Annotated in this window: 12 protein-coding genes; 6 read left to right on the plus strand and 6 right to left on the minus strand. The window is 72.3% G+C overall.

The window, feature by feature from the left end; all coding sequences use genetic code 11:
- Nucleotides 1-6: 6 nt before the first annotated feature.
- Nucleotides 7-666: a GntR family transcriptional regulator gene (locus tag OG841_RS07255; protein WP_328642205.1), complete on the minus strand. Its 660-nt coding sequence runs from the start codon at nucleotides 664-666 to the stop codon at nucleotides 7-9.
- 95 nt (nucleotides 667-761) lie between these two features.
- Between OG841_RS07255 and glyA the strand changes: the two genes are divergently transcribed.
- From glyA to OG841_RS07285, 6 genes are all read left to right on the plus strand, one after another.
- Nucleotides 762-2066, plus strand: a complete 1305-nt coding sequence (gene glyA, locus OG841_RS07260; protein WP_371564095.1) for a serine hydroxymethyltransferase — start codon at nucleotides 762-764, stop codon at nucleotides 2064-2066.
- Entirely contained in the window at nucleotides 2063-3283 is a 1221-nt protein-coding gene (locus OG841_RS07265; protein WP_328642203.1) for a sarcosine oxidase subunit beta family protein, read from the plus strand. Before glyA ends, OG841_RS07265 begins: the two co-directional genes overlap by 4 nt.
- An 18-nt stretch (nucleotides 3284-3301) precedes the next feature.
- Nucleotides 3302-3583 carry a sarcosine oxidase subunit delta gene (locus tag OG841_RS07270; RefSeq protein WP_328642202.1) on the plus strand — a complete coding sequence of 94 codons (282 nt, stop codon included), beginning with the start codon at nucleotides 3302-3304 and terminating at the stop codon, nucleotides 3581-3583.
- Nucleotides 3580-6405, plus strand: a complete 2826-nt coding sequence (locus OG841_RS07275) for a sarcosine oxidase subunit alpha family protein (protein WP_371564098.1) — start codon at nucleotides 3580-3582, stop codon at nucleotides 6403-6405. The genes OG841_RS07270 and OG841_RS07275 overlap by 4 nt, the downstream gene beginning before the upstream one ends.
- Entirely contained in the window at nucleotides 6398-7018 is a 621-nt protein-coding gene (locus OG841_RS07280) for a sarcosine oxidase subunit gamma (protein ID WP_371564100.1), read from the plus strand. Before OG841_RS07275 ends, OG841_RS07280 begins: the two co-directional genes overlap by 8 nt.
- 231 nt (nucleotides 7019-7249) lie before the next feature.
- A complete protein-coding gene (locus OG841_RS07285; protein ID WP_328642199.1) occupies nucleotides 7250-7570 on the plus strand; it encodes a hypothetical protein in 321 nt (106 codons plus the stop codon).
- A 95-nt stretch (nucleotides 7571-7665) separates the two neighbouring features.
- Here OG841_RS07285 and OG841_RS07290 read toward each other — a convergent pair whose 3' ends face one another.
- From OG841_RS07290 to OG841_RS07310, 5 genes are read right to left on the minus strand one after another with little or no spacing between them, the layout of a single operon-like run.
- Nucleotides 7666-10893: an MFS transporter gene (locus OG841_RS07290; RefSeq protein ID WP_371564102.1), complete on the minus strand. Its 3228-nt coding sequence runs from the start codon at nucleotides 10891-10893 to the stop codon at nucleotides 7666-7668.
- Entirely contained in the window at nucleotides 10890-11531 is a 642-nt protein-coding gene (locus OG841_RS07295; RefSeq protein ID WP_371564104.1) for a prolyl hydroxylase family protein, read from the minus strand. Before OG841_RS07295 ends, OG841_RS07290 begins: the two co-directional genes overlap by 4 nt.
- A 10-nt stretch (nucleotides 11532-11541) precedes the next feature.
- Entirely contained in the window at nucleotides 11542-12276 is a 735-nt protein-coding gene (locus tag OG841_RS07300; RefSeq protein WP_328642196.1) for a tyrosine-protein phosphatase, read from the minus strand.
- The gene (locus OG841_RS07305) at nucleotides 12273-13379 is read right to left on the minus strand and encodes a pyridoxal phosphate-dependent aminotransferase (RefSeq protein WP_328642195.1); all 1107 of its coding nucleotides are present in this window, start codon (nucleotides 13377-13379) and stop codon (nucleotides 12273-12275) included. The genes OG841_RS07300 and OG841_RS07305 overlap by 4 nt, the downstream gene beginning before the upstream one ends.
- Nucleotides 13380-13393: 14 nt before the next feature.
- Nucleotides 13394-14758 (minus strand): B12-binding domain-containing radical SAM protein, encoded by a 1365-nt coding sequence (locus tag OG841_RS07310; protein ID WP_371564107.1) that lies wholly within the window; start codon nucleotides 14756-14758, stop codon nucleotides 13394-13396.
- Between the last annotated feature and the right edge of the window lie 30 nt (nucleotides 14759-14788).

The raw sequence follows: 14788 nt of genomic DNA on the forward strand, positions 1-14788 counted from the left end.
CCGGTCTCAGATGGCCTCGCGGATCGCCTGTTCGAAGCCCTCGACGTGGCTGCGGGCGAGCCGCGCCGCCGTGTCGGCGTCTCCGGCGACGATCGCCTCGATCAGCGGTCCGTGCTCCTCGATGTGGCCGGCCATGTCGGCGAGCCGGTCCACGAACAGGCACCAGATGCGGGTGGCCAGGTTGTCGTGGCGGACGAGGGTGTCCTCCAGGTAGGGGTTGTGCGTGGCGGTGTAGATGGCGCGGTGGACCTTGAGGTCCAGGTGCATGAGCTCGCCGGAGTCCCGCCCGGCGGTCCCGGCGGCTTCGAGTTCCCGCCGCAGGGCCGTCAGGTCGGCCCGGTCGGTGGCCGTGGCGCGCCGCGCGGCCTGGGCGGCGGCCAGGGGTTCCAGTTCCTGGCGCACCTCGGAGATGTGCGCCAGGTCGGTGATGTTGACCTCGGTGGCGAAGGTGCCGCGGCGGGGGTAGGTCGTGATCAGGCGCTCGTACTGGAGCCGTTTGAGCGCCTCACGCACAGGCGTGCGTCCGACGCCGAGGGACTGCCCCAGCTGCTCCTCGTTGATCGGCGCGCCGGGGCGGATCTCGAGCATGACGAGCCGGTCCCGGATGGCGCGGTAGGCGCGCTCCGCGAGCGACAGCTCCTCGAGCTGGGTCGCGACCTGCTGCATGGATGCCCCCTTGACCTGTGCGGCGAGCTCCCATACCTTACCGCAGAGGCTGATATATCAGTTGCTCATTAGCTGGCTCTCAGGATGGTGCACAGATGGCAACGAGTACGTCGCTCACCACGCCCACCTCCCCGCTCTCCCTGCCCCTCAGCGAACTCGACCCGGACGTCGCCGCCGCCGTGGCCGCCGAACTGCACCGCCAGCAGTCCACACTCGAGATGATCGCCTCGGAGAACTTCGCCCCGGCCGCCGTGATGGAGGCCCAGGGCTCGGTCCTGACCAACAAGTACGCCGAGGGCTACCCGGGCCGCCGCTACTACGGCGGCTGTGAACACGTCGACGTCGTCGAGCAGTTGGCCATCGACCGGGTGAAGGAGCTCTTCGGCGCCGAGGCCGCGAACGTCCAGCCGCACTCGGGCGCCCAGGCCAACGCGGCCGCGATGTTCGCCCTGCTCAAGCCCGGCGACACGATCCTCGGCCTCGACCTGGCGCACGGCGGGCACCTGACCCACGGCATGCGCCTCAACTACTCGGGCAAGCTCTACAACGTCGTCCCGTACCACGTACGCGAGTCCGACCTGCGCGTCGACATGGACGAGGTCGAACAGCTCGCCCTCGCCCACCGGCCCAAGATGATCGTCGCGGGCTGGTCGGCCTACCCCCGGCAACTGGACTTCGCCGCGTTCCGCCGGATCGCCGACGCGGTGGGCGCGTATCTGATGGTGGACATGGCCCACTTCGCCGGCCTGGTGGCCGCGGGACTCCACCCGAGCCCGGTGCCGTACGCCGACATCGTCACGACCACCACCCACAAGACCCTCGGCGGCCCGCGCGGCGGTGTCATCCTCAGCCGCGCCGACCTGGCCAAGAAGATCAACTCGGCGGTCTTCCCGGGCCAGCAGGGCGGTCCGCTGGAGCATGTCATCGCGGCGAAGGCGGTGGCCTTCAAGGTGGCGGCGGGCGAGGAGTTCAAGGAGCGCCAGCGGCGCACGCTGCGGGGAGCGAAGATCCTCGCCGGGCGGCTGCTGGCCGACGATGTCGCCGAGGCCGGGATCACCGTGCTGACCGGCGGCACCGAAGTCCACCTGGTCCTGGTCGACCTGAGGAACTCCGAGCTCGACGGGAAGCAGGCCGAGGACCGGCTGCACCACATCGGCATCACCGTCAACCGCAACGCCGTGCCCTTCGACCCACGCCCGCCGATGGTCTCGTCGGGCCTGCGGATCGGTACGCCCGCCCTGGCCACCCGTGGCTTCGGCGAGACGGAGTTCCGCGAGGTCGCCGACATCATCGCCGAGACCCTGAAGGGCGAACGGCCCGACGACGAACTGCGCGCCCGGGTCGAGAAGCTCGCCGCCGCCTTCCCGCTCTACCCCCACCTCGACGGAGACCCGGCATGACCGCCGAACCGCTGCCGGAACACCCGGACTTCCTCTGGCGCAACCCCGACCCAGAGCGGTCGTACGACGTCGTCATCGTCGGCGCGGGCGGACACGGTCTGGCCACCGCCTACTACCTCGCCAAGAACCACGGCATCACCAACGTGGCCGTCCTGGAGAAGGGCTGGCTCGCGGGTGGCAACATGGCCCGCAACACCACGATCATCCGCTCCAACTACCTGTGGGACGAGAGCGCGGCGATCTACGAGCACGCGCTGAAGCTGTGGGAGCGGCTCCCGGAGGAGCTGGAGTACGACTTCCTGTTCAGCCAGCGCGGTGTCCTCAACCTCGCGCACACCCTCCAGGACGTCCGCGAGGGCGTGCGCCGCGTCAACGCCAACCGCCTCAACGGGGTCGACGCCGAGTGGCTGGAGCCGGACGAGGTCGCCAAGGTCTGCCCCATCCTCAACGTCTCGTCCCGTACCCGGTATCCGGTGCTCGGCGGCACCTTCCAGCCGCGGGCGGGCATCGCCAAGCACGACCACGTCGCCTGGGCGCTGGCCCGCCGGGCCGACGAGCTGGGCGTGGACCTGATCCAGGGCTGCGAGGTCACCGGCTTCCTCAAGGACGGCGACCGGGTCGTGGGCGTCGACACCAACCGCGGCCGCATCCACGCCGGCCGGGTCGGTCTCGCCGCGGCCGGGCACAGCAGCGTGCTGGCCGAGCGGGCGGGCGTACGGCTGCCGGTGCAGTCCCACCCCCTGCAGGCCCTGGTCTCCGAGCTGCACGAGCCGGTGCATCCGACCGTCGTCATGTCGAACCACGTGCACGTCTACGTCTCCCAGGCCCACAAGGGCGAGCTGGTGATGGGCGCGGGCGTCGACTCGTACAACGGCTACGGACAACGCGGCTCGTTCCATGTGATCGAGCAGCAGATGGCCGCCGCCGTCGAGCTGTTCCCGATCTTCGCGAGGGCGCATGTGCTGCGCACCTGGGGCGGCATCGTCGACGTCACTCCGGACGCCTCGCCGATCATCGGCAGCACGCCGGTCGAGAACCTCTACGTCAACTGCGGCTGGGGAACCGGCGGTTTCAAGGCCACTCCGGCGGCCGGCTGGACCTTCGCGCACACCATCGCCACGGGCGAACCGCATCCGCTGAACGCTCCCTTCGCCCTCGACCGCTTCACGACGGGTGCGCTGATCGACGAACACGGCGCCGCAGCCGTGGCCCACTGAGGCATTGAGGAGAACCCGGTGCTGCTGATCACCTGCCCATGGTGCGGACCACGGAACGAGACCGAGTACCACTACGGCGGTCAGGCCCATGTCCCCCACCCCGAGTCCCCCGCCGACCTCACCGACGAGCAGTGGGCCGAGTACGTCTTCTACCGCGACAACCCCAAGGGCCCCTTCGCGGAACGGTGGATGCACAGCGTCGGCTGCCGCCGCTGGTTCAACGTCCTGCGCGACACCGCCACCCACGAGGTGCTGACCTCGTACCGGCTCGACGAGCCACGCCCGGGAGGGAACCGATGACCGACCAGCGCTTCCGGCTGCCGCGAGGCGGCCGCATCGACCGCGGCACCTTGCTGCGATTCACCGTCGACGGACGGGAGTTGACCGGTCACCCCGGCGACACCCTGGCCTCCGCGATGCTGGCGAACGGGCTCGTCGAGGTCGCCCCCTCGCTCTACCGCGGCCGCCCGCGCGGCATCGTCACCGCTGGTGTCGAGGAGCCGAACGCCCTGGTCCAGCTGGGCGGTTCGTGCTCGGAGGGCATGCTCCCGGCCACGACCGTCGAGCTGTACGACGGCCTGTCCGCCACCACGCTCTCGGGGATGGGCCAGCTCGACCCCACTCCGGATCCCGCCGTCTACGACAAGAAGTACGTCCACACCGACGTCCTGGTCGTCGGCGCCGGGCCGGCCGGTCTCGCGGCCGCCGCCGCTGCCGCCGCCTCCGGGGCCCGCGTGCTCCTCGTCGACGAGCAGCCCGAGCCCGCCGGCCGGGAGCGGGCCGATGAGCTGCGCGCCGCGCTCGACGCCGCGCCCGAGGCCGTCGTACTGCATCGGACCACGGCCTTCGGGTCGTACGACGACAACTATGTGCTGGCGCTGCAGCGGCGCACCGACCACCTCGGCGCGGCCGCCCCCGAAGGCGTCTCGCGGCAGCGGCTGTGGCACATCCGGGCCCGCCAGGTGGTCCTCGCGACCGGCGCGCACGAGCGTCCGCTGGTCTTCGAGGGCAACGACCGGCCCGGCGTGATGCTCGCCGGGGCCGTGCGCACCTGTCTCAACCGGTATGCCGTGGCCCCGGGTTCGCGGGCGGTGGTGAGCACGACCAACGACAGCGCCTACGACACGGTCGCCGATCTGTGTGCCGCCGGGATCCCCGTCGCCGTCGTCGTGGACGCGCGCCCCGAACTGTCCGACCGGGCCAACGAGGTGGCCGCGGCGACCGGGGTGCGGGTGCTGACGGGCAGCGCTGTGGTCGGTACGGCGGGCGAGCACAGGATCACCGGAGTCACCGTGCAGGCTCTCGACCCCGAGGGCCAACTCGCCGGTGAGCCGGAGTCGTTCGACTGCGACCTGCTCGCCGTGTCGGGCGGCTGGAGCCCGGTGGTGCATCTGCACAGCCAGCGCCAGGGGCGGCTGCGCTGGGACTCCGGGCTCGCCGCGTTCGTGCCGGAGGGGGCCGTACAGGATCAGCAGGTCGTGGGGGCGGCCCGGGGGACGTACGACCTCGACGGCTGTCTGGCCGAGGGGGCACGGGCCGGAGCACTGGCGGCGACAGCGGCGGGATTCCCGGTGCCCGTACCGGCCGAGGTCGCACGGCGCGCAAGCGGCCCGACGCGCGCCCTGTGGCTGGTACCCGCCCCCGAGGGCGAGCCCGGCACCTGGGACAGCCACTTCGTCGACCTCCAGCGCGATGTCACCGTCGCCGACGTCTGGCGCTCCACCGGCGCGGGAATGCGCGGGGTCGAGCACGTCAAGCGGTACACCTCGCTCGGCACGGCGAACGACCAGGGCAAGACGTCCGGCGTCAACGCGATCGGGGTGATCGCCGAGGCCCTCGGCGGTTCGCTCGGAGAGATCGGCACCACGGCCTACCGGGCGCCGTACACGCCGATCGCCTTCGCCGCCCTGGCCGGGCGTGAGCGGGGCGAGCTGTTCGATCCGGAGCGGACCACATCCCTGCACAGCTGGCATGTGGCGCACGGCGCGGAGTTCGAGGACGTCGGGCAGTGGAAGCGCCCCCGGCACTACCCGCAGACCGGTGAGGACATGGACACGGCCGTGGCCCGCGAGTGCCGGGCGGCCCGGGAGGGGGTGGCGTTCATGGACGCCTCCACCCTCGGCAAGATCGAGATCTGGGGCGCGGACGCGGGCGAGTTCCTCAACCGGATCTATACGAACGCCTTCAAGAAGCTCAAGCCCGGCTCGGCCCGTTACGGCGTCATGTGCAAGCCCGACGGCATGATCTTCGACGACGGTGTGACCCTGCGTCTCGACGACAACCGCTACTTCATGACGACCACGACCGGCGGCGCCGCGGGCGTCCTGGACTGGCTGGAGGAGTGGCTGCAGACCGAGTGGCCCGAGCTCGACGTGCACTGCACCTCGGTGACCGAGCAGTGGGCGACGATCGCCGTCGTCGGTCCGCGGTCGCGCGAGGTCGTCGCGAGTCTGGCCCCTGACGTCGATCTGTCCGCCGAGGCGTTCCCCTTCATGGCCTTCCGCGAGACGACGCTGGCCTCCGGCGTCCCGGCGCGGATCTGCCGGATCTCCTTCTCCGGTGAACTCGCCTACGAGATCAACGTCTCCGCGTGGTACGGCCTGGCGGTCTGGGAGGAGGTGGACGCGATCGGCCGGCCGTACGGCATCACCCCGTACGGCACCGAGACCATGCACGTCCTGCGGGCCGAGAAGGGCTACATCATCGTCGGCCAGGACACCGACGGCACGGTCACCCCGCAGGACGCGGGGATGAGCTGGGTGGTGTCGAAGCAGAAGGACTTCATCGGCAAGCGGTCCTTCGCCCGCGCCGACACCGCCCGCACCGACCGCAAGCAACTGGTCGGCCTGCTCCCGGCCGACCGCACGACCCGGCTGCCCGAGGGCACTCAACTCGTCGCGGCGGACGTCTCCTTGGAGACGGTGCCCGTGCCGATGCTCGGCCACGTCACCTCCAGCTACCACAGCCCGGCCCTGGGCCGCCCCTTCGCCCTCGCCCTCGTCGCCGACGGACAGGCGAGGAAGGGCCAGACGCTGCTGGCCCCGGTGGGCGAGGCCCTGGTGCCGGTCGAGGTGACCGACTTCGTCCTCTACGACCCCGAAGGGACCCGGCGAGATGGCTGAACCGATCACGGAGGGACCGGTGGCCCTGCGCACGAGCCCCCTGTCCCACCTTCAGGAGCGGATGGGCGCCGCCGCCGTCCGCGGCGCCCGGGGCGTCACCCTGGCCGAGCTGCCGTTCGTCACGATGGTGAACGTGCGGGTCGACCCCGCGTCGGAGGCGGCCGACCGGATCGGCAGGACCCTGGGGGCGCCGCTCCCCCGCCGGTGCGGCGACACCGCCGCCTCGAGCCTCCATACGATCATGTGGCTCGGCCCCGACGAGTGGCTCGTGCTGTCCCGGGCCGACGCGGGCATCGTGACCTCCCAGGTACGGCAGGCCCTCGACGGAGCTCCCGGCTCGGTCGTGGACGTCTCGGCGAACCGCACCACACTCGAGCTGAGCGGACCGGCCGCCCGGGACGTGCTGGAGAAGGGCTGCCCGCTGGACCTGCACCCCCGCTCCTTCGGCCCCGGCCGCGCCGTGTCGACCACGGTGGGCCCGATCGCGGTGCTGCTCTGGCAGCTCGACGACGCTCCGACGTACCGCCTGCTGCCGCGGTCCTCGTTCGCCGATTATCTGGCCCGCTGGCTCATCGACGCGATGAGCGAGTACGGCGGGCCGCGAGTCGCCTGACGGGCGCCCCAGGGAACACGGAAAGGCCGTTTTCTCATCCCTGAGAAAACGGCCTCCGACCCGCGAGAGGGATGAACGCGTCCCCGGCCGTTGCGGCAGCGGCTACGACAAGCTCCTCCGGGTTTACGAACAGCGCCGCCTGATCCCGAAGCGTCTCCAGGTACCCCATCTTGACCGTCAGTGACGGCTTCGCCCACTCCTCCAGCCAGGGAAAGTGAGCAAGGACGGCCTGTGCTCGATGCAGGCTCCGTCCCGCCCCGCGCCAGTGGGCGAAGACAAGGCCCCGCAGCTCCTCTGCGTCCAGCGTTCGTCCTCGTCCGGCTCCGTGTAGGACGGCTCTCCAAAACCCCCGAAGGCCGCTACACGCCCGACCAGGGCCTCCTCTTCCTCGCCTACCTGCGCGACCCCACCCTCTTCACCCGGGTCCGGGAACGCCTCACGACGAGGGACGACCTGCACCCGTACGCGGAACACCGTGCGTCGGCGCTCGCGTACGTCCCCCCGACCCCGGCGCCCGGCGAGTACGTGGGGAAGCGGTTCCTGGACTCATGAGGCTGGGACGCGCCCGCCCGGACGGGCGGTGGTGGCGAGCGCGCCCAGGGCCTCCCTACTCCAGCAGGGCCCCGTCGCGGTCGCGGCTCAGGACGTCAGGCCGGGTCCGCACCGGCCCCCGCCGTGAGCTTCGGCCGGACGTCGGGCGCCGTCGTGTGCCGGATGTCGGCGCCCAGCTTCACCAGGTCCTCGACCAGGTCGCGGTAACCGCGGGCCAGGTGGTGGTGGTTGCGCAGCGTGGTCCGGCCCGGTACCGCGAGCGCGGCGAGCAGCAGGACCGCGGCGGCGCGCAGGTCGGTGGCGTGGAGGTCGGTGCCGGGCCGGTGCGGCGGGCAGGGGCCGTCGACGCGCAGGACCGTGTCGTCGACCGCCGTCCGCATGCCGAGCGCCTCCAGCTCCGGGGCGAAGCCGAAGCGGTGCTCCCAGACGGCCTCCCTGATGTGGGTGGGGCCTTCGGCGTACGCCGCCAGCAGGGCGAAGAAGGGCTGGCTGTCGCTGAACACGCCGCGCGACATGGCGGTGAACTCCACCGGCCGCAACGGCTTCGCCAGCGGGTGCGCGGTCACCTCGTCGGCGCCGACGTCGACGCGCACCCCCATGCGGTCCAGCAGGTCGAACTCGGGCGCGAGCGCGTGGACCGCGCGGTCGATGCCCGGGCCGGTGATCCGCAGCGGCTCGTCCGCCAGCAGGACGCCGGCGCAGATCCAGGTGACCACCTCGATCAGGTCGGGGATCAGCGTGACGTCGGCGGGCCGGTCCAGCGCCTGAGGGCCCCGCCCGTGGATCACCCACGTCTCGGGCCCGGCGAACTCGATGTCGGCGCCGAGGTCACGGAGCACGGTGACCATGTCGGTCACGTCGGGCTTGAGGTACGGGTGGTGCAGCGTGGTCGTCCCCTGCGTGACCGCGCCCATCAGCAGCGCGGTCTTGACCGCACCGCTGTAGCAGGGCCCGCTCATGAGCGCCTTGTTGCGCGTGTAGTCGAGCATGTCGATGGTGCAGGGCGTGAGCCGCTGCGCGGTGAGGTCCACGGAGCCGTCCGCCGTCAGCCGGGTGGTGACCCCGAACCGCCCCATCACGTCCAGCATGTGCTCGACTGGCCTGCCGCGCGGGCCTTCGCCGATCGTGCAGCCGCCGCTCGCGGGCAGCCGGGCCACGCCGTTGCGCGAGACGAGGGCGGGCAGCAAGTAGAGCGAGCCGTGGATGCGGCCGACGAGGTTGGCCGGCAGCTCCGTGCGGTCCCAGGCGGACGCGTCGACGGTGAACGTCTCGGCCGGCCCGTCGTAGTGCGCGTGCGCGCCCGCCGCGCGGAAGATCTCGCCCAGCACCGTCGTCTCGACGATGTCCGGGCAGTTTCCGATACGCACCGGCGCGCTCGCGCTGGCCGCGGCGGCCACCGTGGTGACCAGGGAGTGCTTGAACCCGGAGGTGCGGACGGACCCGGAGAGCCGGTTCCCGCCGTGGATCTCCAGCAGCGGCTCGCCCGGGGCAGCGGGTTCTCGCCGACGGTCCTGCATGGGGGTACCTCCTGCGCTGAGTGGTGACGGGGCGGGCGAAAGGGGCCGGTGCTCGATCGAACGCAGCCACTGCCGCGCTTGACTCGCACTGGTCAGGTGGACGACGGCGAGGCCGGGGTGCAGGCCGAGGAAAGCGGCCGTCTCGGCCCGCCGGGTGGCGTGCTGGGACCAGGCCCAGCGCAGCGGGTGGCGCGGGTTGCGCAGCATCGACCGCCAGGTCTCCCGGTTGCCGTGCCACAGCTCGCGGCCGGTGGCGGCCCGGACCACCGAGCGCCGCAGCACGCGGCTCATGACGGTCCGGCGGGGCAGGTCTAGCCAGACGAACGTGTCGGCGCGCTCGCCGAGCAGGTCGCCGACGACCCAGTGGTACTGGGCGTCGCAGATCCACGCCGGTGTTCGCGTGGCGCGCTCCACGTCGTCCGCGAACTCCGCCCGGTGGGTCCACCCGGGCCCGTGGTAGAGCGCGTCCATCTCGATGTGCCGGATGTCCAGCGCCCGGGCGAGGGCGGCGGCCAGCGTGGTCTTGCCCGCGCCGGAGATCCCGCCGACGACGATCCGCCGCAGCGGCGCGGGTGCGGGCGCCGCTACCGGTCGGGTGGGCCGCGTGAGGAACCCGACCGACAGGGCCGTCCCCGCGCAGACGACGGCCAGGCCGAGCCACAGGACGGTGTTCCCGTGGGCCAGCAGCGCCGTCCCGGCCGCCGGGGCGACGGCGCCCGCGATCCCGAAGGACGTCTGGAAGGTCGCGTTGTAGCGGCCCTCCAGACCGGGCGGCGCGGCGGCGTTCGCCGTCGTGGTGGCGACCGGGGCGAACAGCGCGTCGCCGAGCGTGCCGATCAGCGCCGCGCACAGGACGACCGCGGTGGTGGCCGGCCCCGCCCAGCCGGACGGCGCCATGACGAGGACCGCCAGGGTGAAGAAGCAGCACGCCAGGCGCAGCGCCCGCGGGGCGGGGACACGCCGCGCGTAGGCGACCGCGGGGCGCCGGGCCACGGCCATCGACACGCAGGCGACGGCGATCACCACCCCGGGCACCCACGACGGCTGCCCGAGCACCACGATGGCGACCACCGGGAGCATCGCCGTCAGGCAGTCGGAGACGAACGCCAGCAACAGCGTCAGCAGGCACAGCCGCAGGAAGCCGGGGTCGTCACGCAGGTCGCGCCACCGCCAGGCCCGCCCGTCGGCCGGAGGCTCGGCCGCGAGGGAGGGCCGGACGTGCCGACGCACCGTGAGCACCAGGACCATGGCCGCCGCGTAGGTGAGGCCGTTGGCGTAGGCGACCAGGTGCAGTCCCGTACCGCTGTCGATCAGCAGGCCCCCGGCGGTCGCGCCGATCGCGCCGCCCGCCGCCCACCCGCTGACTTTCAGCACGCTCGCCGTGCTCAGCACGCCGATGAGCGCCTCGGCCGGGACCAGCCGGGCCAGCAGCGGTGTGCTGGCCGTCCAGAACAGCCGGTCCGCGGCGGCCGCGACGACGGCGAGCGCGCCGACCTGCCACGTGGCGGAGACGAAGGGGAACAGCGCGAACGCCCCGGTGCGCACGGCGTAGCTCAGGGCCGCCCCGTTCGCCGGACCCCACCGGTCCACCAGCAGGCCGTTCACCGGTCCCGCCAGCAGGCCGAGGAGCCCGCCGACCGTCAGCGCGGCACCGACGTGCGCCAGGGGGAGGTGCTGCCCCCGGGTGAAGAAGATCAGCGCGACCGGCGTCCACAGGCCGTTGCCCACGCAGTCGACGGTCAGCGCCACCAGGTAGGTGCGCTTCCCGGGCGTCTGCCGCCCCCGGCCGATCCGGAACGGGGTCACGGGCGGACGAAGTGCACGAGCAGCGCCCGCCGGTCCACGGGGCAGGTGTCGGCGACCGGCGGGACGCCGTGCCAGGACCGGTCCGAGCGGACGAGCACGACGGACGTCCCGGTGGTCGGCGCCACCCGCTTCGCGCAGTCGGCCATGTCGGCGCTGCGCAGCAGCCGCAGGTCACCGCTCCACTCCGGGTCCCACCCGTCGTTGAAGTAGAAGAGGTGGGTCACCGCCTTGTCCGGGCGGTCGGTGTGCGGCTCGATCCAGCAGCCCCGGGCGTAGCGGGTCATGCGGGCCTCGACCAGGCACCGCTCCAGGTCCACGCCGGTGAGCGCGGACAGCGCCTCGCGGTAGGGCCGGGAGACGACGTCCGCGACGAGCTGCTGCCAGTTCGCGGGGAGCGTGCGCACCTGGTCCTCGTCGACCGCGCCGGCGGTGACGAGGTTGCGGTTGAACATCCGGTACTGCTTGTCGGACCGGTTCAGGTCGGTGCGCTCGGACTCCTCGAAGCCGTCGTCGCTGAACTCGCCGCGCAGTTTCTCGGCGACGTCGTCCGTGACGAACGAGCGGGGGATCACGGCGTGGCCGAACGGGTCCTGTTCCAGCTCGGCCCGGCTGATGGTCTCGATGTCGACGAGGGACACGTCTTCTTCCTCACAGGTGGACGGGGTGGGTGAACGCGCCGGCGACCGTGCGCAGCCGGGTCTCCTCCCGGAGGCCGTGGAGCGTGAGCAGCCGGGCGACGCTGCCGTGTTCGGCTTCGATCCCGGCGATCAGGGAGCGCATCGTCGCCGCCGGCGTGGAGGTCCGCAGCCGCAGCTGCGCGAGGGTGTCCTCGCGGGTCCAGTTCGGGCGGGCGTCACCGCTGTGCAGGGCGCGGTAGGCGCGGGCGGTCAGGGCGTAGTCCCGGGCGACGTCCGCCGTCCGCACCCCGAGCGCCCGCAGGACCAGGGCGCTGACGACGCCGGTGCGGTCCTTGCCCATCGCGCAGCAGATGTAGACGGGGACCTCCGCCCCGCCGGCGAGCAGGTCCACGATCTCCGCCGCGACCGGTGCCGCCCTGGTCAACATGTCCCGGTAGTTCGCGAGGTAGTCGCTGGGCCGGGGCCGCACATTGCCCCGGATGCGGCTCATGTCGCCGGCCACGGGCCGGGACAGCACGGTCGCTCCGGTGCACTCGGGCCCCCGGTACTGCCGGCGTTCCTCCTCCAGGCGCAGGTCGACGAGGGTACGGATGCCCAGCCCGCCGAGCGCCGGCGCCGTGTCCGGTGACGGCGCGGGCCCCCGGACGAGGAGCCCCCGCCGCAGGTACCCCCCGCCGGGACCGCGCAGCCCGCCCAGATCGCGCACGTTGGGCAGGCCCGGAACCATGATCCTCCGGGTGTTCATGCCACCCCTTCGCGGTACCGGTCGCCCAGGGCGGCGACGACCTGACGGACGACGGCCTCGTTCGCGACCGCGATACGGACCGCGGCCGGCAGCCCCGGCGCACCGGACAGGTCCCGTACGACGATCCCCCGCTCCAGGAGGTGCCGGCTCGCGGCCCCGGCGTCCGCCGGGTCGGGGACGTCCCAGGTGACGAAGTTCCCGCCGCTCTGCCGGGCGTGCCAGCCGGGCACCGCGCGCTCGACCTCGGCCGCGAACCGCTCCCGCAGCCGCCGCACGTCGGCCCAGATCCGGGTGAAGACGTCCTGCTCCTCCAGCGAACGCCGCAGCAGCGCGACCGCCGGAGCGGAGACCGAGCCCTCCGGGTCCAGGTCGAACAGGTGCCGGGCGGTCGCCGGGTGCGCGACCGTCACCGCGATCCGGGCACCCGACAGGCCGTAGGACTTGGAGAACGTGTTGACGCGGACGACGTGCCGCAGACCGGCGAGCCCGCGCACCAGCTCCTCGCCGCCCTCGGTGAACGCCAGGTAGGCGGTGTCCACGACCAGCAGACTGCCGTGCTCCCCCACCGCGTCGGCCAGCTCGGCCAGCTCCTCCCTTCCGTGCACCTGCCCGGTGAAGCTGTGCGGGGTGGTGACGACGACGAACGCCGGCGCACCCGCGCGCAGCCGCCGCGCGAGGTCACGGAGGTCGAACAGCCCGGTCTCGGGGTCCGGGGCCACGGGGTCCAGGACACAGCCCGAGATCGCCGCGAACTTCGCCCAGCCGTCGAAGTTCGGCTGGTGCAGGACGATCCGCGACACCTCCGGGAACGCCCGGGTCAGCAGGTTCAGCCCGGGATCGCTGCCCGCGGTCAGGACGAGGGAGTCGGTGTCCACCCCGAACCGGTCGGCCAGCATGCCGTAGACCGGCTGGAGGACGGGGTAGGTCAGCACGTCGTTCGGGTCGAACTCCGCCAGCGTGGCCCGGTGCACCGCCGCGGCCCGGCTGTCCAGCAGCCCACAGTTCTTGAGGTTGATCTCGTCGGGGACCCGGACGCGCCGGTTGCGGAACCGGCCGGCGCTCTCCCGCAGGAAGGGGGAAGGCGCCCCTTCCTGCTCCGTCACGAGCGTCTCGTCCCTCATGCCGGGCGCAGGGCCGGGCCGGCGGCGCGGGCGGGGATGTTCTCGAACACCTGCGTGACGTCCGGCTGGCTGCCGAAGACGATGTCGTAGCCCCGGGCCAGCTCGTCGTCGGTCAGCGCGTGGGTGCCCGGTACGAACAGCTGCCGGTTGAACGCGGCCATCTCGTGGTCGAGAAGGTCCGGGCCCGCGAGCTCCCAGGGGGCGTACACGGTCGGCCGGGCCCGGCCGCCGCGCTCCTGGACGGCCTCGATGGTCCGCTCGGCACCCTCGATCGTGGTGCCGGGCAGCCCGACGATGACAAAGCAGTTCAGCTCGATGCCCGACTCCTTGCACCAGGCCGAGAGCCGGTCGAGGTCCATCGCGGACTTCTGCTTCGCCCGGGGCAGCAACGCGCCCTCCTGCGGGTCGAGCGTCTCCAGACCGACGCTGATCCGGACGCAGCCGGCCGCCCCCATCGACCGGATCATCCCCTCGCTGAGGTGGTGGACCGTCGTCGCGCACTTCCACGGGTACGGGGAACCGCGGCCGGTCAGCTCCCGGCAGAGCTCCTCCATCCACTTCTTGTCCAGCGTGAACGTCGGGGCGTAGAACGCCACGTACTCGAACGGCGCCGCGGCGAACGACTCATCGATGTACTGGAGCGTCCGCTCGACCGTGAGCCGCCGTTCCTTCCGCGTGTAGATCAGCGGCACCTCGCAGTAGGAGCAGCCGACCGGGCACCCGCGAGCCGCCGGTACGACCAGTTCGCGGCGGCGCGGGATGCCGCAGAACTTGTTCGCGTCGTCGAAGTAGAGGGCGTCGTAGTGCGCGTACGGGATCTCGTCGGGCGTCGGCAGGTACCAGTCCTCCGCCGGGAGCAGGTCACCGCGGCGCTTCGGAGCGGTCCAGGAGCCGTCGCGCCGCAGGTGCACCCCCGCCGCGTCGGCCGCCCGGCCCCGGAAGGTCTCGATCGCGGCGACGACGCCGGACTCGAAGTCGCCGTTCTCCACGATCGCGTCGATGTCGAAGCGCTCGAAGAAGCGGGGGTTGACCCCGGACAGCCTGCCGAACGTGACGATCGGGGCATCCGGGTTCAACGCCCTGGCGTAGGAGACGAGTCGGCGGAATCCGTCGATGCCGTCGAACTCGTTCATCACGGCGATCACGTCGTACCGCTCCTGGAAGAACCTGCTGCCGAGGTCCTTCCACGTCAGCCGCTCGACGCTGGCGTCGATCGCGGTCACCTGGGCGCCCGGGTAGACGGCGCGCAGGTGACCTGCGACCTGGTAGAGCGCGAGGTGGTGCCCCGCGTTGAAGTAGCTGAGCACCTGCGGCGGCCAGATCACGAGGATCTTCCGGGGTTCGTCCACAATCTTTCCCATGGGGGTCCTTTCGGTGCCGGGCGCCGGACG

The organism is Streptomyces canus, assembly GCF_041435015.1.
Lineage (GTDB): Bacteria > Actinomycetota > Actinomycetes > Streptomycetales > Streptomycetaceae > Streptomyces > Streptomyces canus_G.